Here is an 18,988-nt window from a genome sequence, read left to right on the forward strand (position 1 = left end):
AAACGGTTCAGGCTGGCGCATTACAGCGTCGCAGCCACCTCATCAGAGATTTCACCGTTGTGATACACTTCCTGTACGTCGTCGCAGTCTTCAAGCATGTCGATCAGACGCAGCAGCTTAGGCGCGGTTTCCGCATCCATATCCGCTTTGGTGGACGGGATCATGGACACTTCAGCGTTATCCGCCTTCAGGCCAGCCGCTTCCAGCGCATCGCGCACGGCACCCATCTCTTCCCACGCGGTGTAAACGTCAATCGCACCGTCGTCGTAGGTCACCACGTCTTCCGCGCCTGCTTCCAGCGCCGCTTCCATGATGACGTCTTCGTCGCCTTTCTCGAAGGAGATGACGCCTTTTTTGCTGAACAGGTAAGCTACGGAGCCGTCAGTGCCCAGGTTACCGCCGGTTTTGGTGAACGCGTGGCGCACTTCCGCAACGGTACGGTTACGGTTGTCAGACAGACATTCAACCATTACCGCCGTACCGCCAGGGCCGTAACCTTCATAAATGATGGTTTCCATGTTCGCGTCTTCGTCACCGCCCACGCCACGTGCGATGGCGCGGTTCAGGGTGTCACGCGTCATGTTGTTGGACAGGGCTTTATCCACCGCCGCACGCAGGCGCGGGTTAGAGGCCGGATCGCCGCCGCCCAGACGCGCCGCTGTTACCAGCTCACGAATGATTTTGGTAAAGATTTTACCGCGCTTGGCATCCTGTGCCGCTTTACGGTGTTTGGTGTTGGCCCACTTACTATGACCTGCCATAAAAAGTTCTCCAAAAATCGCGCCTTCTCAGGCAGCGTTAATTACAAATTCTTCAATCGCCTGCCGGTTGCTCCATGACTTGGTCAGTGCGGCGGCATCCGCCGCATCGACCCAGCGGTAGGTCAGATGTTCAGTGAACACGATCTCCCGCTCATGGGGAAGCGCAAGGCAGAACCACGATTCCGTATTGCGCTCAATGCCCGGCGCATAGCGATGACGTAAATGGCTAAAAATTTCAAACTCCACCGTGCGCTGACAGTCCTTCAGGGTCAGTTGCTCGCGAGCAACGTCAATGGCGACCTCTTCCTTTACTTCACGCGCGGCGGCCTGCGGCGCGGTCTCCCCCTCTTCCAGGCTGCCGGTAACCGACTGCCAGAAATCAGGATCGTCGCGCCGCTGCAACATCAGCACCCGCTTCGTGTCCAGGGCATAAATGACAACTAAGACAGAAACGGGAAGCTTGTATGCCATATCAGTTTTTCTCTTCCTTCTTCACCACCTCAATGCCCAGCTCGGCCAGCGCGGCCGGGTTGGCAAAGCTTGGCGCTTCGGTCATCAGACACGCCGCTGCGGTGGTTTTCGGGAAGGCGATAACATCACGGATGTTGTCGGTGCCGGTCAGCAGCATGGTCAGACGGTCAAGACCGAAGGCCAGACCCGCGTGCGGAGGCGTACCGTACTTCAGGGCGTCCAGCAGGAAGCCAAACTTCTCGCGCTGCTCCTGCTCGTTAATGCCCAGAATGCCGAACACGGTCTGCTGCATTTCACCGCTGTGAATACGCACGGAGCCGCCGCCCACTTCATAGCCGTTGATAACCATATCGTAGGCATTCGCTACCGCATCTTCCGGTGCTGCCTTCAGCTCCGCCGCCGTCATGTCTTTTGGCGAGGTGAACGGGTGGTGCATCGCGGTCAGGCCGCCTTCACCGTCGTCTTCAAACATCGGGAAGTCGATAACCCACAGCGGCGCCCATTTGCTTTCGTCGGTCAGGTTCAGGTCTTTACCGAGCTTCAGACGCAGCGCGCCCATTGCGTCAGCAACAACTTTCTTGTTGTCTGCGCCGAAGAAGATCATGTCGCCGTCCTGGGCACCGGTGCGCTCAAGGATCGCTTCCACGATGTCCGCGTTCAGGAATTTCGCCACCGGGCTGGTGATGCCTTCCAGACCTTTCGCGCGCTCGGTCACTTTAATATAGGCCAGACCTTTCGCGCCGTAGATCTTGATGAAGTTGCCGTAGTCGTCAATCTGCTTACGGCTTAAGGACGCGCCGCCCGGTACGCGCAGGGCAGCCACGCGGCCTTTCGGATCGTTAGCCGGGCCAGCAAAGACCGCGAACTCCACGTCTTTAACCAGGTCAGCCACGTCCACCAGCTCCATCGGGTTACGCAGGTCTGGTTTGTCGGAACCGTAGCGACGCTCGGCTTCCGCGAAGGTCATGATCGGGAAATCGCCCAGCTCAACGCCCTTGATGTCGTTCCACAGGCTACGCACCAGCGCTTCCATCACTTCACGCACCTGCTCGGCGGTCATGAAGGAGGTTTCCACATCGATCTGGGTAAATTCTGGCTGACGGTCAGCGCGCAGGTCTTCGTCGCGGAAGCATTTTACAATCTGGTAGTAGCGGTCGAAGCCGGACATCATCAGCAGCTGTTTGAACAGCTGCGGAGACTGCGGCAGCGCATAGAATTTGCCTTTATGGACGCGGGATGGCACCAGGTAATCGCGCGCGCCTTCCGGCGTGGCTTTGGTCAGCATCGGGGTTTCAATATCGAGGAAACCGTGATCGTCCATAAAGCGACGCACCAGGCTGGTGATTTTCGCACGGGTTTTCAGGCGCTGAGCCATCTCCGGACGACGCAGATCCAGGTAGCGGTATTTCAGACGCGCTTCTTCGGTGTTGACGTGGTTGGAGTCCAGCGGCAGCGCTTCCGCGCGGTTGATAATCACCAGATCGGACGCCAGCACTTCGATAGCGCCGGTCGCCATCTCGGCGTTGATGTTTTTTTCGTCACGCGCACGCACGGTGCCCGTCACCTGAATGCAGAACTCATTACGCAGCTCAGAAGCCAGCTTCAACGCATCAGCGCGATCCGGATCGAAGAACACCTGAACGATACCTTCGCGGTCACGCATATCAATAAAGATAAGGCTACCAAGATCGCGACGACGATTGACCCAACCACACAGGGTAACCTGCTGCCCGACGTGGGACTGACGCAGCTGCCCGCAATATTCTGTACGCATGAGATATCCCTTAATTAGCCGCAGGCTGATTGTTGCCTGTCTTGCAGGCTACGATGTCGCAGCTTTCTGTATGTCACAACTGGATGAAAAAAGGCGGCTATTATACTGGAAATTCTGCCGGACGATAAGAGCGAAGCACGGCCTGACGCGCGTTTGCTGTGCTCTTATTGCCTATTCTCACAAAAATTAACAAAATTATCCGACCGATAACAGGCCATACCGTCGTAAGGTGTAGAAAAGCAACTGATTTGACTGGAGTAACAATGTTGACGCTTGATGCCACCAAAACCGCCCTTGTGGTCATTGATTTACAGGAAGGGATCCTGCCTTTTGCCGGGGGTCCGCACACCGCTGACGATGTCGTAAGCCGCGCTGCGCGTCTGGCGGAAAAATGCCGCGCCAGCGGTGCGCCGGTGGTCATGGTGCGCGTCGGCTGGTCCGCTGATTTTGCCGAAGCGTTGAAACAGCCGGTTGATGCTCAGGTCCCGGCGCAGGCGCTGCCGGACAACTGGTGGACGTATCCGATCTCGCTCGGTAAACGCGACAGCGATATTGAAGTCACCAAACGCCAGTGGGGCGCCTTCTACGGCACCGATCTGGAGCTTCAGCTGCGCCGTCGCGGAATCGACACGATCATTCTGTGCGGGATCTCCACCAACATCGGTGTGGAATCCACCGCCCGTAACGCCTGGGAGCTGGGCTTTAACCTGGTCATCGCGGAAGACGCGTGCAGCGCAGCCTCTGCGGACCAGCATCAGGGCAGCATGACCCACATCTTCCCGCGTATCGGTCGCGTGCGCAGCACGGATGAGATCCTGAGCGCGCTATGATGTACGTGGGCCTGCCCCAGTGGTCGCACCCGAAATGGGTGCGCCTGGGTATTACCAGCCTTGAAGAGTATGCCCGACACTTTAACTGCGTGGAGGGCAATACCACGCTGTACGCCCTGCCCCGCGCGGAGATCGTCGAACGCTGGCGCGAGCAAACCACCGACGACTTTCGCTTTTGCTTTAAATTCCCGGCAACCATCTCCCACAACGCCGCGCTGCGCAACTGCGATGATTTAACCCACGAGTTTTTCACCCGGATGTCGCCTCTGGCCAACCGGATTGGACAGTACTGGCTCCAGCTTCCCGCCACGTTTGGCCCGCGCGACCTGCCTGCTCTCTGGCAGTTTCTCGATGCGTTGCCGCATGACTTTACCTACGGCGTGGAAGTGAGGCATCCGGAATTCTTTGCCAAAGGCGAGGCTGAAAAAGCGTTGAATCGCGGTCTGTTAGATCGCTCTGTCAACCGGGCGATCCTCGACAGCCGGCCCGTGCACAGCGCAATCCCGCACAGCGAAGCCATTGTTGATGCCCAGCGCAAAAAACCGAAAGTGCCCGTCCACGCGATCGTGACGGCCAAAAACCCGATGGTGCGGTTTATCGGCAGCGATAACATGCAGCAAAACCAGGCGATGTTCGCCGTCTGGCTGCAAACGCTCGCGAAATGGGAGCAGACCACCACTCCGTACCTGTTTTTACATACGCCGGATATTGCCCAGGCGCCTGAACTGGTCGATGCTCTCTGGCAGGCCTTGCAGCATGCGGTTCCGTCGGTTGGCCCCGCCCCCTCCATCCCACAACAATCTTCTCTTTTCTGACATCACCCCCTATCATAGAGACGTGCCATCTGCCAAAAACAGGGAGTTAGTATGGTCAGCGCGCTGTATGCGGTGTTAGGTGCATTACTGCTGATTAAATTTTCATTTGATGTTGTGCGCCTGAGAATGCAGTACCGCGTCTCCTACGGTGACGGGGGCTTTTCTGAGCTGCAAAGCGCAATCCGCATCCACGGCAACGCGGTCGAGTACATCCCCGTCGCGTTAATTTTACTGCTGTTAATGGAAATGGATGGCGCAGAAACCTGGATGGTGCACGTCTGCGGGCTGCTGCTGATTGCCGGACGCTTAATGCATTATTACGGTTTTCACCAACGCCTTATACGCTGGCGTCGTTCCGGCATGAGCGCGACCTGGTGCTCGCTTTTGCTGATGGTGCTGGCTAACCTTTGGTATATGCCGTGGGAGTTGGTTTTCTCCTTCCGTTAGCGCACAATATGCCCCTTTATTTTTCCCGGATTTTTACGTTATGTCAGATCGCGACACGCTTTTTTCCGCGCCTATCGCCAGCCTGGGCGACTGGACCTTTGATGAACGGGTAGCCGAAGTCTTCCCGGATATGATCCAGCGCTCTGTTCCCGGTTATTCCAATATTATTTCCATGATCGGCATGCTGGCTGAACGCTTCGTTCAACCCGGCACGCAGGTTTATGACCTGGGCTGCTCGCTGGGTGCGGCAACGTTGTCCATCCGCCGTAACGTTCATCAGGAAGGCTGCAAGATCGTAGCCGTCGATAACTCTCCGGCTATGGTTGAACGCTGCCGTCGACACATTGACGCGTATAAAGCCCCTACGCCAGTGGAGGTAGTAGAAGGCGATATCCGCGATATCGACATTCAGAACGCCTCGATGGTGGTACTGAATTTTACCTTGCAGTTCCTGGTGCCGGACGATCGTCAGCTGCTGCTGGATAAAATTTATCAAGGCCTCAACCCTGGCGGCGCGCTGGTGCTTTCCGAGAAATTCAGTTTTGAAGACGCCAGCGTGGGCGAGCTGCTGTTTAACATGCACCACGATTTCAAGCGTGCTAACGGTTACAGCGAGCTGGAGATCAGCCAGAAGCGCAGCATGCTGGAGAACGTGATGCTGACGGACTCCGTGGAAACTCACAAAGCGCGCCTGCACAAAGCCGGATTCGAACACAGCGAACTGTGGTTCCAGTGCTTTAACTTTGGCTCTCTGGTAGCGCTGAAGGCCGGAGACGCAACATGATCGAGTTCGGTAATTTCTATCAGCTGATTGCCAAAAACCACCTCTCCCACTGGCTGGAGACCCTGCCTGCGCAAATTGCCACCTGGCAGCGCGATCAGCAGCATGGCCTGCTGAAGCAGTGGTCAAACGCCGTGGAGTTTCTGCCTGAACTGACGCCTCATCGTCTGGATTTACTGCACAGCGTGACGGCAGAAAGCGAAGCGCCGCTCCCGGCCGGGCAGATTAACCGTATCGAAACGCTGATGCGTAACCTGATGCCGTGGCGCAAAGGGCCATTCTCGCTGTACGGCGTGAACATCAACACCGAGTGGCGTTCCGACTGGAAGTGGGATCGCGTTCTGCCTCACCTGTCCGACCTGAGCGGGCGCACCATTCTGGACGTGGGCTGCGGCAGCGGCTATCACATGTGGCGCATGATCGGCGCGGGGGCGCATCTGGCGGTGGGTATCGATCCGATGCAGCTGTTCCTGTGCCAGTTTGAAGCCGTGCGAAAGCTGCTCGGCAACGACCAGCGCGCGCACCTGCTGCCGCTGGGCATCGAGCAACTTCCGGCCCTGAAAGCCTTTGACACCGTATTCTCCATGGGCGTGCTGTACCATCGTCGTTCCCCGCTGGAGCATCTGTGGCAGCTGAAAGATCAGCTGGTCAGCGGCGGCGAGCTGGTGCTGGAAACGCTGGTTATCGAAGGCGATGAGCATGCGGTTCTGGTGCCGGGCGACCGCTACGCGCAGATGCGCAACGTTTACTTCATCCCTTCCGCGCTGGCGCTGAAGAACTGGCTGGAGAAATGTGGCTTTATCGATGTGCGCATCGCCGATGTGTGCGTGACGTCGATTGAGGAGCAGCGCCGCACCGACTGGATGATCACCGAATCGCTGGAGCAGTTCCTCGACCCGGACGATCACAGTAAAACCATCGAAGGTTATCCGGCCCCGATGCGTGCGGTGCTGATTGCGACCAAGCCGTAATCTTTTAGCCGGGTGGCGGCTACGCCTTACCCGGCCTGCTCTCACTTTTGTAGGCCCGGTCAGCGCAGCGCCACCGGGCACAGGACAAAAAAAGGCCCCTGTTGAAATTGCAGGGGCCTGGTACAAGCAAGCATCATATTGGGCGACATGATGCGCGGTAAAAATCGGTACGTTGCTACACGTGATGACGTTCAATCAGCGATTTCATTACCGCAACCGACTCTCCATCCACACCGTAGCGCGAGTACTCATCCGCTTCAGCATCCGTCGACATTGACAACCCTGTATTGCGATAACGCATGGGCGAAGATATCCATTTACCCGCCGAGCTGTGCAGCTCTTCCACCCCTGCGTTTAAAAACAGTTCCAGATTGCTGGCGCGTACTCCCGCGCCCGCCATGATTATTGGAACACCGGAATGTGCTTTTAGTTCCGTAATTAATTTCAGTCCTTTTTCAGCCGAGGACTGCTGGCCTGACGTCAGAACGCGTGCCACGCCCAGTTCTGCCAACGTATCAAAGGCTTGCATCGGATCTTTACACATATCGAACGCACGATGAAAAGTGACCGCCATTCCCTGGGCAACGCGCATAACCTGGCGCATGCGCGGAAGATCGACGTTGCCGTCTTCATCCAGCACGCCGGTTACCAGCCCCGGGAAACCTGAATCACGGACGAGGGCAATATCCTCAAGCATGGCGCTAAACTCACCCGCCGTATAACAAAAATCACCCCCGCGCGGGCGAATAATCGGGTGCACCGGAATGGTGATGGCCTCACGCGCTGATTTCAGCACGCCAGAGGACGGGGTTAATCCACCCTCTTTCGGTGCCGCGCAAAGCTCGATGCGATCGGCCCCCTGCCGTTGCGCAGTAACGGCACACTCCACGCTGTAACAACAAATTTCCAGCAGCGCCATATCTCTCTCCTTAAATGTCGCTCAACGCACCATCGTGGCACGTTGCCCGATTCCTGTCTGGATCAACGCTCACGCTTCGCTGGCGACGATCTGCTCGATAGTCCAGGGATGGAATTTCACCGTCACTTTCCCGTCCGTAACGGCAAGCGTAGGGTTTGGTAAACGTTCGCGCTCCCCTTTTGGTGAGCTGCTTTTCACAAAAATACCCGGCTGGCTTAAGCCCTCGTCAGAGAGCAGCGCCAGCGCACGCGCGTTCAGCGTCTCTGGCTCCCCCGGCAGAACAATTTCGATATGCTCCCAGCCTTCGTGCGGATAGCGTTTTTCTCCCGGCCAGGGCAGTTCAACAACGGTGAATTGCCAGTGGGCGACGCTTACCGGCTCGTGAAGTTTGAACAGGCAAATCGGGCGGCCGTTAATGATATTCTCTGAGAGCAGTTCACCGCACTGCTCAAAGCCACGCCGCCAGCGTTCGGCGGTGGCGTTCTGGTGGCAGCGCAAAGCAATGTGATCGGCGTCAAGCGGCGCGATATCCAGCCCGAGACGGGTGGCAAGTTCTGTGAACGCCTGGGTGAAGCGCGGTAAATCTGCGGAAATATCATGCAGTTCGTCAAGGGTGTGCCAGTTCGCCATAGGTCAGTCTCGTCTCGTGTCGCAAAGCCGCTAATTTACTCTGTTGCCCCCATTCGACCAACCGCAGAATCACGGTTTTTTCGACTGCATGTTTATGCATACCGTCTTCGCCTGGATTCTGAACAATCTTCGGCCCCGGCAGGGCTGACGCCCGAAGGCATTTGCAGTATACTCCGGCCCTAAATTCTTAAACTGGCGCGGGCGTTTTTACCCGCATCAAAAATGTAAGGTATCCAGGTGAATATTCAGGCTCTTCTCTCAGAAAAAGTCAGTCAGGCACTGATTGCCGCAGGCGCGCCTGCGGATTGCGAACCACAGGTTCGTCAGTCAGCAAAAGTACAGTTTGGCGACTATCAGGCTAATGGCGTGATGGCAGTGGCTAAAAAACTGGGCATGCCGCCGCGACAGCTCGCTGAGCAGGTACTGACGCATCTGGATCTCACCGGCATCGCCAGCAAAACCGAAATCGCCGGTCCGGGCTTTATCAACATTTTCCTTGAGCCAGCGTTCCTGGCAAGCCACGTTGACGCGGCGCTGAAGTCTGACCGTCTGGGCGTGACTCAGCCAGAGCCGCAGACCGTGGTGGTTGACTACTCTGCGCCAAACGTGGCGAAAGAGATGCACGTCGGCCACCTGCGCTCCACCATCATTGGTGATGCCGCCGTACGTACCCTGGAATTCCTGGGGCACAGGGTGATCCGCGCTAACCACGTAGGCGACTGGGGCACTCAGTTCGGCATGCTGATCGCGTATCTGGAAAAACAGCAGCAGGAAAATGCGGGCGAAATGGCGCTGGCGGACCTGGAAGGGTTCTACCGTGAAGCCAAAAAACACTATGACGAAGACGAAGCCTTCGCCGAGCGCGCGCGCAGCTACGTGGTGAAACTCCAGGGGGGCGACCCGTACTTCCTCGAGATGTGGCGCAAGCTGGTGGACATCACTATGTCCCAGAACCAGCTCACCTATAACCGTCTGAACGTGACCCTGACCCGCGACGACGTGATGGGTGAAAGCCTGTATAACCCGATGCTGCCAGGCATTGTGGCGGACCTGAAAGCCAAACATCTGGCGGTGGAAAGCGAAGGCGCAACGGTGGTATTCCTTGATGAGTACAAAAACAAGGAAGGCGAACCGATGGGCGTCATCATCCAGAAAAAGGATGGCGGCTATCTGTACACCACCACCGATATCGCCTGTGCGAAATACCGCTATGAAACCCTGCATGCGGACCGCGTGCTGTATTACATCGACTCCCGTCAGCACCAGCACCTGATGCAGGCGTGGACGATCGTGCGTAAAGCGGGCTACGTACCGGATTGCGTGCCGCTGGAACACCACATGTTCGGCATGATGCTGGGTAAAGACGGTAAGCCGTTCAAAACCCGTGCGGGCGGCACCGTGAAGCTTTCCGATCTGCTGGATGAAGCACTGGAACGCGCGCGTCGCCTGGTGGCCGAGAAGAATCCGGATATGCCTGCTGACGAGCTGGAAAAACTGGCTAACGCCGTGGGTATCGGTGCGGTGAAATACGCGGATCTCTCCAAGAACCGTACCACCGACTATATCTTCGACTGGGACAACATGCTGGCATTTGAAGGCAACACGGCGCCTTACATGCAGTATGCCTACACCCGCGTGCTCTCCGTCTTCCGTAAAGCGAATATCGACGAAAGCGTGCTGGCGAACGCCCCGGTGACCATTACCGAAGACCGGGAAGCACAGCTGGCCACGCGCCTGCTTCAGTTCGAAGAGACGCTCTCCGTGGTCGCCCGTGACGGTACGCCGCACGTTATGTGTGCTTACCTGTACGATCTGGCCGGTCTGTTCTCTGGCTTCTACGAACACTGCCCTATCCTCTCTGCCGAGAGCGAAGCGGTGCGTAACAGCCGCCTGAAGCTGGCGCAGTTGACGGCGAAAACCCTGAAGCTGGGTCTGGAGACCCTGGGTATCGAAACCGTAGAACGTATGTAAAAAAGAAACCCGGCGGTCGCCGGGTTTTTTATTATCAGAAATATTTGCGCAAATACTCCGTCAGGCACAGAATCGCCATTGCCTGGCCATACGGCATCGACGTCAGCGGTATTTGACGATAAAAATCGAGATCGCTTCCCATTCCCGTCCCGAACGAGGTTTGCAGCAGCTCCCCTTCCGGCGAGATATTTTGCACAATACCGCGAATCGCTTTCTCCGCCACCTCAGCGTACTCTGCGCCGACATAACGCTTGCGCACGGCCTTCAGGATACCGTAGGCAAACCCTGCCGTGGCCGACGCCTCCAGATAAGAATCAGGATCGTCAAGCAGCGTATGCCACAACCCGCTCTCGTCCTGACATTTTGCCAGCGCGGCGATCTGCGCATTCAGCACCTGCACCAGATAGCGACGAACGGCGTTGTTTTCCGGCAGATCCACCAGCTCAAGGAAGTCCGGGATCACGATAGTCAGCCAGCTGTTGCCGCGCGCCCAGCGGGCCCGGGCAAAGTTGTGATTACCTTCGTAATTCCAGCCGTGGAACCACAGCCCCGTCTCCCGGTCCATCAGGTTCTGCACGTGGAGCAGGAACTGATAGATCGCCTCCTCTACGTACTCCGGCTTGTTCAGCAGCCTGCCGATTTTCGCCAGCGGCAGTACCGTCATCATCAGCGTGTCGTCCCACATCTGCTGATGGTTCTCTTCTGCCAGCGTGATGTGCTGCATACCCCCATGTTCGGTGCGCGGCATCTCATTCATCGCCCACTCTGCCCAGCTTTCCAGCCACGGTAGCCAGGCCGGGTTTTTGGTCTCTTCGTAGCGGTACGCCAGCGTCAGGAACGGCGACATGGTGTTCACGTTTTTGGTGGTTGCGCCTTCTGCGAAACGGTCAGCAAACCAGCTGTCGATAATCTCGCGCATGCCTTCATCACCGGTCTGGCAGTAATACTGCCAGATACCGTACAAACCGACGCCGTGCGTCCACTCCCATCCGGCCCAGCCTTTGGTGTCGATCACGCGCCCGTCGTCCAGCCGCAGCAAAAACTCACCCGTTTTGTCGTGGATATTGACCAGGTTATGCGTCACCTTCTGAATGAGCGATTTCAGCTCATCCCTGGCGATAAAGCGCTCAGGCTGACGCAGTAGCGGGCTATGTTTGACAGGCCAAACTTTCATCATCTTAACCTCTGTTGTATGTCGAATTCAGTACCGCACGATCCTTCAGCGAAGGGGCCGCCGGCTTATTGCGATTCAGATAACCGATATTGTTGTTGCCCCACAGGGATTCATACGGCATACCGGCCAGCATCTCCACGGTGGCGCGCGCTTGCGGGGTCGCCGCCTCCGGCATCGCATGGCCGGACTCGCGCATTTTCGCGGTCTCTTCGCGCAGGGTGCTGTGGGTTTGTAAATTGAGCCTGAAGCGCAGGGAGACCAGGAAGCCGCAGAACAGCACCAGAATGGTGCCCACGCTCAGGATCATCAGAATGGTATGGCTCACTTCCGCAGGCTGTACTTTCTGACCGCTGACAAAGCCGGACATCTGCATCACGATACCCACCAGCATCACCGCGCCGGCCTGAGACGCTTTACGGGTCAACGTCATGATGCCCGCGAAGATCCCTTCGCGACGCTGACCGGTGATCACTTCGTCCACGTCAGCAATGTAGGTGTAGGTATTCCACGGTACATAGTTGATACCGCCGCGGCCAAGACCGGCAATTGCAGAGATCAGCAACAGCAGAGCGTATACGTCGCTCAGGCCCGCGTAGTAAAGCACCGCGTAAGAGAGCGAAGCCAGGCCAAACAGCACGACCACCATGCGGTAAGACGGTGCAGGTCCGAAGCGAATGCACAGCGGGATCATCCCGATCACGGCGAGGAACTGGAAGATGGCCATCGTGCCCAGCAGGTTGGACGCCATCGACGCTTCCTGCATTAGCACAAACACCACGTAATAGGTGAAGACGGCGTTGAACACGTCCTGAGCAATATAGCCGCCGAGGTACATGCCCAGGTGCTGGCGGAAAATCTTAATACGCAGCGTTGAACTTAATTCGACAAAAAGACGGTTCAGGCTCTGGCCCAGGGTCAGCTTTTTCTTCTCTTCTTCGGCGCGCAGGGCCGCTTCAGACCACTCTTCACGCGGACGTTCCCAGGTAAAGAACCAGACAAAAGTGAGCATCAGGGCGCACAGTACGGAGAAGACCAGGCTGGCATAGAAGAAAGAGATCGCGTTGTCTTTGCCAAATTGCGTGAGCAGGATCCCCGGCAGGAAGGAGGCGAGAATGGCAGACATCTGCGCCATGGAGATACGCGCCCCGGAGAATTTGGTTTTCTGTTTGAAATCGTCCGTCATCTCCGGCACCAGCGTTTCGTACGGCACCAGGATCATGGTGTAGACGATATCGAAGATCAGATAAGTCAGCAGGTAGTACCAGAAGCTCATGTCCCCTACCCACATCAGCGAGTAGCTGAAGACGCAAGGAATACCGAGCAGAATAAAGAACTTACGACGGCCAAAACGCTTACCCAGCCAGGTGGTACCAAAGTTATCGGTTAAGAAGCCCATTAACGGGCTAACAACCGCATCCAGCACCCTTGCGGCGGCAAAGATAAAGGTTGCTTCAATCGGTGTGAGTCCACAGAAGGTGGTATAAAAATACAAAAGCCAGGCGGCCGTCAGGGCGGTAGTCCCCGCCCCGAGGAAGTCCCCTGACCCGTAAGCAAGATAATTTGCGAGTCCAATTTTTCGTGTTTTCATTGCCGTCAACCCTAATCAGTTTTGGGAGACTCCCTGTAAGCAAACCTCGTCCGGGAGTTTTTACACGGCTACAGTAAAAGTATCGACCTGGTGAAACCTTTCTGTTTCTGCCATCACCGGGTGGCAAATGGCAAAAATGCAAAGAGTGTCGTTACGCGTGTCACTGATTTATAAAACAGCGTTTCTTTTGCATCAAAAGGGAAGGTCAATTTTGCGAGCCAGCCTTCAGAAATGCCTGAAGACTGGCGAAAAGGCGGGCAGTTAGCGGTAGTTGACGAGCACCTCGTTGCGCTGAATTTTAAGCGCCGGGATCAGGCGGCCACCGCCCGGCACTTCCCAGATAAAGCGTAAAGGTTCCTGAGCAGACACCCCGTTTAAGGCCTGGGTTGTGCCATTTTGCCCCTCGATTTCCGCGCAGCGGGTCAGCGAGCACAGCCGCACCCGTAATCCGGCCGGCGTAGGCCCCGTCAATGTGTAATTCCAGACCACCAGCGTCATCTGCCCGGAAACGGGCTCAGAGGCCGACAGCGGACGGGAGGAGATCGCCTCCCCCCGATGGTTGAGCGTTAAGCCGATACTGCTGGCCTGCCATGCCCCCTCGCCTGCGGCCTGCGCCGCCAGCGGAAAAAGTAAGATCCACAGCCACTTACGCATTATTTTCCTCCGATGGTCGCCGTCATGCGGATATTGCGGTTATCGGACAGCTCCATGTTCGACAGTACCACCAGCTGGTTCAGGCTCCGGCGCAGGAAGCGCGACAGCAGCGGACGCAGCGCATGATTCACCAGCAGCACCGGCGGCGCGCCCAGCATCTCCTGACGCGCCAGCGCCTCCTGAGTTTGCGCCAGTAATCTATCCGCCAGGCCTGGCTCCAGCCCGCCACCGCCCTGTAGGGCCTGAAGCAGCAGACGTTCAAGCGGCGTGTCGAGGCCAATTACCTGCACTTCGCCGGTTCCCGGGAACCACTGCTGGGTAATGGCGCGTCCGAGCGCTACACGCACTACCGCCGTCAGCTCGTGCGGATCGCTTTGCAGCGGCGCATGCTCGGCCAGCGTTTCGAGGATGGTACGCATATCGCGGATAGGCACCTTCTCGTCGAGCAGGTTTTGCAGCACTTTATGCAGCGTGGTTAAGGTCAGCACGCCCGGGACTAAATCTTCGGTCAGCTTCGGCATCTCCTGCGTTACGCGGTCGAGCAGCTGCTGCGCCTCCTGACGTCCGAACAGCTCCGCAGAGAACTGACCAATCAAGTGGTTAAGGTGCGTCGCCACCACGGTACTGGCCTCAACGACCGTGTAACCCTGAATCTGCGCCTGCTCTTTCAGCGCGCTTTCGATCCAGATAGCGGCCAGACCAAAGGCCGGATCGGTCGTCTGCTCGCCCGGCAGCGTGCCTGCGGCGGTGCCGGGGTTAATCGCCAGCCAGCGGCCGGGGTACGCGTCGCCGCTGCCGATTTCCACCCCTTTCATCAGGATGCGGTAGCGCGCGGGCGGCAGATCCATGTTGTCACGGATATGAACCACCGGCGGCAGGAAGCCCATGTCCTGGGCGAATTTTTTACGAATGCTGCGGATACGGCCCAGCAGTTCACCATCCTGCTGGAAATCCACCATTGGGATCAGGCGGTACCCCACTTCCATCCCCAGCGAATCCTCAAGCTGAACGTCGTTCCAGGTCGCTTCCACCGCCTGGGTGTTCTCAGGCATTTTGACCGGGGCCGGCTCTGCCGCTGGCTGGGTTTCACGGCCACGCATCCACCAGGCAAGCCCCAGCAGTCCAGCGGTAAACAGCAGGAACACCAGGTTTGGCATGCCCGGCACCAGCCCGAGCAGGCCCAGCACCGCCGCGGAGAGCAGCATAACGCGCGGGTTGCTGAACAGCTGTCCCACCATCTGCTCGCCAACGTCCTGGTCGGTGCTGACGCGAGTCACGATCACACCCGCCGCGGTGGAGATCACCAGCGCCGGGATCTGCGCGACCAGACCGTCGCCGATGGTCAGCAGCGTATAGCTTTCCGCCGCGTGGCCCATGTCCATTCCGTGTTGCAGCACGCCGACGAGCAGGCCGCCGACGACGTTAATCACCATGATCAGAATGCCCGCGATGGCATCACCGCGCACAAACTTACTCGCACCGTCCATCGAGCCGTAGAAATCGGCCTCCTGGGTCACTTCGGCACGGCGTTTTTTCGCTTCATCTTCCGCGATCAGCCCGGCATTAAGGTCTGCGTCGATGGCCATCTGCTTGCCCGGCATCCCGTCGAGCACGAAGCGCGCGCCCACTTCTGCGATACGCCCTGCACCCTTAGTGATAACCATAAAGTTGATAATCACCAGAATGACGAACACCACGATACCGATGGCAAAGTTGCCGCCCACCAGGAAGTGACCGAAGGCTTCTACCACCTTGCCCGCCGCCGCCGCGCCGGTGTGCCCTTCCATCAGGATGATACGCGTGGAGGCAACGTTCAGCGCAAGGCGCAGCAGCGTAGTGAACAGCAGGATCGTTGGAAACGCGGCGAACTCCAGCGTGCGCTGGGTAAACATCGCCACCAGCAGCACCATGATGGACAACGCAATGTTGAAGGTGAAAAGCAGGTCGAGTATAAATGCCGGTAACGGCAGCACCATCATCGACAAAATTAGCAGGATCAGAATCGGTCCGGCAAGGATCTGCCATTGCGTTGTTTTCAGGTTGCCGGGCAGGCGCAACATTGCCACCAGATTAGCCATCAGTGTCCTTCTCGTTCAAAAAATCCAGTGCTTCAGGCACCGGAAGGTTCTCAGGTTTTACAGGTCGTTGACCGCCTGCTAAACGCCAGCGTTTCAGTTGCCACACCCAGGCCAGCACCTCTGCGACAGCGGCATAGAGCTGGCCCGGGATCTGTTGTCCAATTTCCGCGTGGCGGTACAGCGCACGGGCCAGCGGCGGTGCTTCAAGGATCGGCACGCGGTTTTCCGTGGCGATTTCACGAATGCGCAGCGCAATCAGCCCGGCCCCTTTCGCCACCACTTTCGGCGCGCTCATTTTGTTTTCGTCGTACTGTAGCGCGACGGAGTAGTGGGTCGGGTTAGTGACGATCACATCGGCTTTCGGCACATCTTCCATCATGCGACGACGCGCGGCAGCACGCTGCATCTGGCGGATACGGCCCTTGACGTGCGGGTCGCCTTCCATCTGTTTATATTCATCGCGGATGTCCTGACGCGACATTCGCAGCTTCTTGATATGGGAAAAGATCTGGAAGATAACGTCGAACGCCACCATCGGAATAATGCTGAGCACTACCAGCAGCGAGCATAATCCGACCAGATTCAGGGCGTTTTTCATCGCCGTCATGGGGGATTCGCTGATCAGGCGCATCATCTCGGGCCAGTAGTGCCACAGGAAAAACCCGGCTGTCCCGCCCATAAGAAGCGATTTCAGAATGGCTTTGAGCAACTCAGCGCCCGTTTGCGCGGAAAACATTTTTGCAATACCGGGCAGCGGGTTGAGCTTAGAGAATTTCGGTTGCAGCGATTTACCGCTGAACACCAGGCCACCGAGCATGACCGGCGATACAAGCGCCACGATGACCACGCCCACGATCAGCGGCAGCAAGGCGATCATCGCGCTTTTCACAAGATTGATGATTTGAATGAGGATCAGATTGGGGTCATTGACCATGCTGTGATCGAAACGTAAGCCAGCAGAGAGCATACCCGCCAGTCTGCGGGCGAGCATCTCCCCGCCCCACCAGATGATGCACACGCCGACCACCAGGATCAGCAGGGACGTCAGCTCTCTGGATCGGGGGATCTGCCCATCCTCACGGGCTTTTTCAAGTCGGTGGGGTGTGGGGGCTTCCGTTTTGTCGTCGTTCTCTTCTGCCACTTTCGGTCTCGCAGCCCAATGATTCAGGGGTATCATGCCATCATGTCAATGCGCCAATGGGCTGATAAAACCGCATTAGCGGGGCTTTTTATTCTCTTTGAGAGATAACAGACTGTAAGGGGGATGAAAAAATGGGCTAAAGATTGCTCACTGACATGAAGTCAATCATTTTATGAGATGATTAATAATTGAAAATATTTTAAGTAAAAATAAATTAATAAGTCTAACTGGCTAACTCTCTCTCAAACATCTTCACTTTTTGCTTTTTTTTAGACTTATTTGTTTGCAGAAATGATAACTGTATGTAAATTCAATAAACAATGAATATTGAATAACCGGCTTCCATTAATTTACAAATTAGTAAAAGGGTTTTACTCTTTATAATATTCATCTTGACCAACGCTTACCTGCGAAAAATTACCCGTTATACTTCTGCGCGGCGTCATTTGAATCACAACGTCAGATGAACAGCCCGACATACATTTTAAACTCAGGAAATTTAGCAGATGGACTTCAAAAAGAATATTATCGCAGGCCTGGCGCTTGCCACCCTTTCGATGAGCAGTTTTGCTGCCGAAATGAATGCCGGTACCATTCACTTTACGGGTGAAATTATTGAACCAAGTTGCACCATTCAGGGCGATAACGGTACGGATAGCACCATTCCGCTGGGCACCTATCCAACGTCTTACTTCACCGAAGTCGGCAAGGAAACCTCTCTCACGCCGTTTTCTATTACCCTTGCAAATTGTCCGTTAAGAAGCGACGGTCTGCCAGCTGTGCAGCTCACGTTTGTTGGCCCAACGGATCTTACGGGCACTACAACGCTACTTAATGTCAGCAAAATCACCACCTCAGGCGATACTGCGGCCGCAGGTATTGGTATTGCCGTCAGCCCGGCTGGGCGGAATGAACAACTCATCACCATGGATGGTGCTGAAGAACAGGTTTATATCGAGCTGGCGACAAAATCCTCCGACACTATTAAAGCTGATTTCAACGCTCGCTATAAATCTTTTGCAGCTAACGTTACAGCCGGGCCGGCCGATGCGGATATGACCGTAAATATTCTATATCGCTAATATTCGGCTCTCTGGTATTCAGCAAATAGATATTTACGCCTCATGACGTTTAAGGAGTCATGCTCAGAAAATAGTTCGGATCCTATTCCGGACTATTGTCATTTTATCAACCTCCTTTATTAAAGGTTTGACCATGCGCACATCTATAAAATTTTTATTATGCCTTCCCGTTATTACGAGCATGTATTGTCACGCTACAGGCGTACAAATCAGCCGTACACGCATAATTTACGATGCCGCAAAAAAGGAAGTTGCCCTGCCCTTACAGAATAATGATAAAGCGCTCCCCTGGTTAATTCAGTCATGGACAGACACGGGTGATGGTAAAACGCGCGGGCCGTTTATTGTGACGCCTCCCCTTTTTCGCCTTGATCCGCAAAAAGAGCAAAGTCTGCGTATCGCGTGGAACGGCAAATCTCTGCCCGGCGACAAAGAGACGCTTTTCTATATGAATGTGCGTACCGTTCCTGCCACTGCCGCGGATGAAGAAGATAAAAATGTACTCCGACTAATCTATAAAACTCGCCTGAAACTCTTCTGGCGCCCCACCGGGCTTGCGGGAACATCCACCGAAACGTGTAAAAATCTGCGCTTCGTTCGTCATGGTCAGCAACTCACCGTCATTAACGACGGCGCGTTTTATAGCATCTTCGACTCACTTTCACTTGGATCGCAGAAGCTGAAAGACGCGGACATGGTGGGGCCAAAATCACGCGTCGATATTACGCTTCCCGCCAACGTATCAGGTACGAGTGTTAGCTGGCGTTGTATCACCGATTACGGCAACGCCTCTGAAAAACATATTTCTACCCTGGCGCAGGATTAAAAACTCACAATGATGACAGGACCTAATTCCTTGCGATGCGAAGGTATCTTTCGACTGAATCCACTTCTTCGTTGC

General features: G+C 56.1%; 18 protein-coding genes. 8 read left to right on the forward strand and 10 right to left on the reverse strand.

Annotated features, from left to right (window positions below; translation table 11 throughout):
* Positions 1-20 precede the first annotated feature (20 nt).
* The 3 genes from N5C09_RS02630 to aspS are packed head-to-tail and all read right to left on the reverse strand — an operon-like array spanning position 21 to position 3,006.
* The gene (locus N5C09_RS02630) at positions 21-761 is read right to left on the reverse strand and encodes a YebC/PmpR family DNA-binding transcriptional regulator (protein ID WP_006176049.1); all 741 of its coding nucleotides are present in this window, start codon (positions 759-761) and stop codon (positions 21-23) included.
* 27 nt (positions 762-788) lie between these two features.
* On the reverse strand, positions 789-1,232 hold the full coding sequence (nudB, locus tag N5C09_RS02635) for a dihydroneopterin triphosphate diphosphatase (RefSeq protein WP_063450111.1): 444 nt from the start codon (positions 1,230-1,232) through the stop codon (positions 789-791).
* Position 1,233: 1 nt separating this feature from the next.
* Positions 1,234-3,006, reverse strand: a complete 1,773-nt coding sequence (gene aspS, locus N5C09_RS02640; RefSeq protein WP_279748386.1) for an aspartate--tRNA ligase — start codon at positions 3,004-3,006, stop codon at positions 1,234-1,236.
* Positions 3,007-3,269: 263 nt separating this feature from the next.
* Between aspS and N5C09_RS02645 the strand changes: the two genes are divergently transcribed.
* Genes N5C09_RS02645 through cmoB form a run of 5 tightly spaced genes read left to right on the forward strand, consistent with a single transcriptional unit; the run spans position 3,270 to position 6,850 of the window.
* The gene (locus N5C09_RS02645) at positions 3,270-3,836 is read left to right on the forward strand and encodes a hydrolase (RefSeq protein ID WP_279748387.1); all 567 of its coding nucleotides are present in this window, start codon (positions 3,270-3,272) and stop codon (positions 3,834-3,836) included.
* The gene (locus N5C09_RS02650; protein WP_204643504.1) at positions 3,833-4,651 is read left to right on the forward strand and encodes a DUF72 domain-containing protein; all 819 of its coding nucleotides are present in this window, start codon (positions 3,833-3,835) and stop codon (positions 4,649-4,651) included. Before N5C09_RS02645 ends, N5C09_RS02650 begins: the two co-directional genes overlap by 4 nt.
* Positions 4,652-4,702: 51 nt before the next feature.
* Positions 4,703-5,098, forward strand: a complete 396-nt coding sequence (locus N5C09_RS02655) for an MAPEG family protein (RefSeq protein WP_063450115.1) — start codon at positions 4,703-4,705, stop codon at positions 5,096-5,098.
* Between the two features lie 40 nt (positions 5,099-5,138).
* Positions 5,139-5,882 (forward strand): carboxy-S-adenosyl-L-methionine synthase CmoA, encoded by a 744-nt coding sequence (gene cmoA, locus N5C09_RS02660; protein WP_279748388.1) that lies wholly within the window; start codon positions 5,139-5,141, stop codon positions 5,880-5,882.
* Entirely contained in the window at positions 5,879-6,850 is a 972-nt protein-coding gene (gene cmoB, locus N5C09_RS02665; protein WP_131636883.1) for a tRNA 5-methoxyuridine(34)/uridine 5-oxyacetic acid(34) synthase CmoB, read from the forward strand. Before cmoA ends, cmoB begins: the two co-directional genes overlap by 4 nt.
* A gap of 175 nt (positions 6,851-7,025) precedes the next feature.
* Here the strand turns inward: cmoB and cutC are convergent, their stop codons facing one another.
* Positions 7,026-7,769, reverse strand: coding sequence for a copper homeostasis protein CutC (gene cutC / locus N5C09_RS02670; protein ID WP_279748389.1), 744 nt, complete (start codon positions 7,767-7,769; stop codon positions 7,026-7,028).
* Between the two features lie 69 nt (positions 7,770-7,838).
* A complete protein-coding gene (locus tag N5C09_RS02675; RefSeq protein WP_063450119.1) occupies positions 7,839-8,399 on the reverse strand; it encodes a VOC family protein in 561 nt (186 codons plus the stop codon).
* 237 nt (positions 8,400-8,636) lie between these two features.
* Between N5C09_RS02675 and argS the strand changes: the two genes are divergently transcribed.
* Positions 8,637-10,370, forward strand: a complete 1,734-nt coding sequence (argS, locus tag N5C09_RS02680; RefSeq protein WP_279748390.1) for an arginine--tRNA ligase — start codon at positions 8,637-8,639, stop codon at positions 10,368-10,370.
* A gap of 34 nt (positions 10,371-10,404) precedes the next feature.
* On the opposite strand, the gene N5C09_RS02685 is transcribed toward argS, so the two are convergent.
* The 5 genes from N5C09_RS02685 to flhB form a co-directional block, all read right to left on the reverse strand.
* Complete coding sequence (locus N5C09_RS02685; protein ID WP_063868555.1) at positions 10,405-11,544, reverse strand: glycoside hydrolase family 105 protein; 1,140 nt, start codon at positions 11,542-11,544, stop codon at positions 10,405-10,407.
* A 4-nt stretch (positions 11,545-11,548) separates the two neighbouring features.
* A complete protein-coding gene (locus N5C09_RS02690) occupies positions 11,549-13,132 on the reverse strand; it encodes an MFS transporter (RefSeq protein WP_063868457.1) in 1,584 nt (527 codons plus the stop codon).
* Positions 13,133-13,393: 261 nt separating this feature from the next.
* Positions 13,394-13,786: a flagellar protein FlhE gene (locus N5C09_RS02695; protein WP_279748391.1), complete on the reverse strand. Its 393-nt coding sequence runs from the start codon at positions 13,784-13,786 to the stop codon at positions 13,394-13,396.
* Entirely contained in the window at positions 13,786-15,864 is a 2,079-nt protein-coding gene (flhA, locus tag N5C09_RS02700; protein ID WP_063450124.1) for a flagellar biosynthesis protein FlhA, read from the reverse strand. Before flhA ends, N5C09_RS02695 begins: the two co-directional genes overlap by 1 nt.
* Positions 15,857-17,005 carry a flagellar biosynthesis protein FlhB gene (gene flhB, locus N5C09_RS02705; RefSeq protein WP_064910429.1) on the reverse strand — a complete coding sequence of 383 codons (1,149 nt, stop codon included), beginning with the start codon at positions 17,003-17,005 and terminating at the stop codon, positions 15,857-15,859. The genes flhA and flhB overlap by 8 nt, the downstream gene beginning before the upstream one ends.
* Before the next feature lie 506 nt (positions 17,006-17,511).
* On the opposite strand from flhB, the gene N5C09_RS02710 reads away from it, so the two are divergent.
* Both N5C09_RS02710 and N5C09_RS02715 read left to right on the forward strand, forming a co-directional pair.
* Complete coding sequence (locus N5C09_RS02710; RefSeq protein ID WP_193033455.1) at positions 17,512-18,087, forward strand: fimbrial protein; 576 nt, start codon at positions 17,512-17,514, stop codon at positions 18,085-18,087.
* A 133-nt stretch (positions 18,088-18,220) separates the two neighbouring features.
* The gene (locus N5C09_RS02715; RefSeq protein ID WP_193033456.1) at positions 18,221-18,913 is read left to right on the forward strand and encodes a molecular chaperone; all 693 of its coding nucleotides are present in this window, start codon (positions 18,221-18,223) and stop codon (positions 18,911-18,913) included.
* Positions 18,914-18,988 lie beyond the last annotated feature (75 nt).

It is taken from the genome of Enterobacter sp. GD03975 (assembly GCF_029838645.1).
GTDB classification, from domain to species: domain Bacteria; phylum Pseudomonadota; class Gammaproteobacteria; order Enterobacterales; family Enterobacteriaceae; genus Enterobacter; species Enterobacter quasihormaechei.

What these genes read in the sequence shown, in the direction of transcription:
- N5C09_RS02630 (WP_006176049.1), bottom strand. Translation starts at nt 761, where the DNA reads ATGGCAGGTCATAGTAAGTGGGCCAACACCAAACACCGTAAAGCGGCA.
- N5C09_RS02710 (WP_193033455.1), top strand. Translation starts at nt 17,512, where the DNA reads ATGGACTTCAAAAAGAATATTATCGCAGGCCTGGCGCTTGCCACCCTT.
- N5C09_RS02685 (WP_063868555.1), bottom strand. Translation starts at nt 11,544, where the DNA reads ATGAAAGTTTGGCCTGTCAAACATAGCCCGCTACTGCGTCAGCCTGAG.
- N5C09_RS02655 (WP_063450115.1), top strand. Translation starts at nt 4,703, where the DNA reads ATGGTCAGCGCGCTGTATGCGGTGTTAGGTGCATTACTGCTGATTAAA.
- cmoB (WP_131636883.1), top strand. Translation starts at nt 5,879, where the DNA reads ATGATCGAGTTCGGTAATTTCTATCAGCTGATTGCCAAAAACCACCTC.
- cutC (WP_279748389.1), bottom strand. Translation starts at nt 7,769, where the DNA reads ATGGCGCTGCTGGAAATTTGTTGTTACAGCGTGGAGTGTGCCGTTACT.
- aspS (WP_279748386.1), bottom strand. Translation starts at nt 3,006, where the DNA reads ATGCGTACAGAATATTGCGGGCAGCTGCGTCAGTCCCACGTCGGGCAG.
- N5C09_RS02675 (WP_063450119.1), bottom strand. Translation starts at nt 8,399, where the DNA reads ATGGCGAACTGGCACACCCTTGACGAACTGCATGATATTTCCGCAGAT.
- N5C09_RS02695 (WP_279748391.1), bottom strand. Translation starts at nt 13,786, where the DNA reads ATGCGTAAGTGGCTGTGGATCTTACTTTTTCCGCTGGCGGCGCAGGCC.
- N5C09_RS02690 (WP_063868457.1), bottom strand. Translation starts at nt 13,132, where the DNA reads ATGAAAACACGAAAAATTGGACTCGCAAATTATCTTGCTTACGGGTCA.
- flhA (WP_063450124.1), bottom strand. Translation starts at nt 15,864, where the DNA reads ATGGCTAATCTGGTGGCAATGTTGCGCCTGCCCGGCAACCTGAAAACA.
- nudB (WP_063450111.1), bottom strand. Translation starts at nt 1,232, where the DNA reads ATGGCATACAAGCTTCCCGTTTCTGTCTTAGTTGTCATTTATGCCCTG.
- N5C09_RS02645 (WP_279748387.1), top strand. Translation starts at nt 3,270, where the DNA reads ATGTTGACGCTTGATGCCACCAAAACCGCCCTTGTGGTCATTGATTTA.
- cmoA (WP_279748388.1), top strand. Translation starts at nt 5,139, where the DNA reads ATGTCAGATCGCGACACGCTTTTTTCCGCGCCTATCGCCAGCCTGGGC.
- N5C09_RS02650 (WP_204643504.1), top strand. Translation starts at nt 3,833, where the DNA reads ATGATGTACGTGGGCCTGCCCCAGTGGTCGCACCCGAAATGGGTGCGC.
- N5C09_RS02715 (WP_193033456.1), top strand. Translation starts at nt 18,221, where the DNA reads ATGCGCACATCTATAAAATTTTTATTATGCCTTCCCGTTATTACGAGC.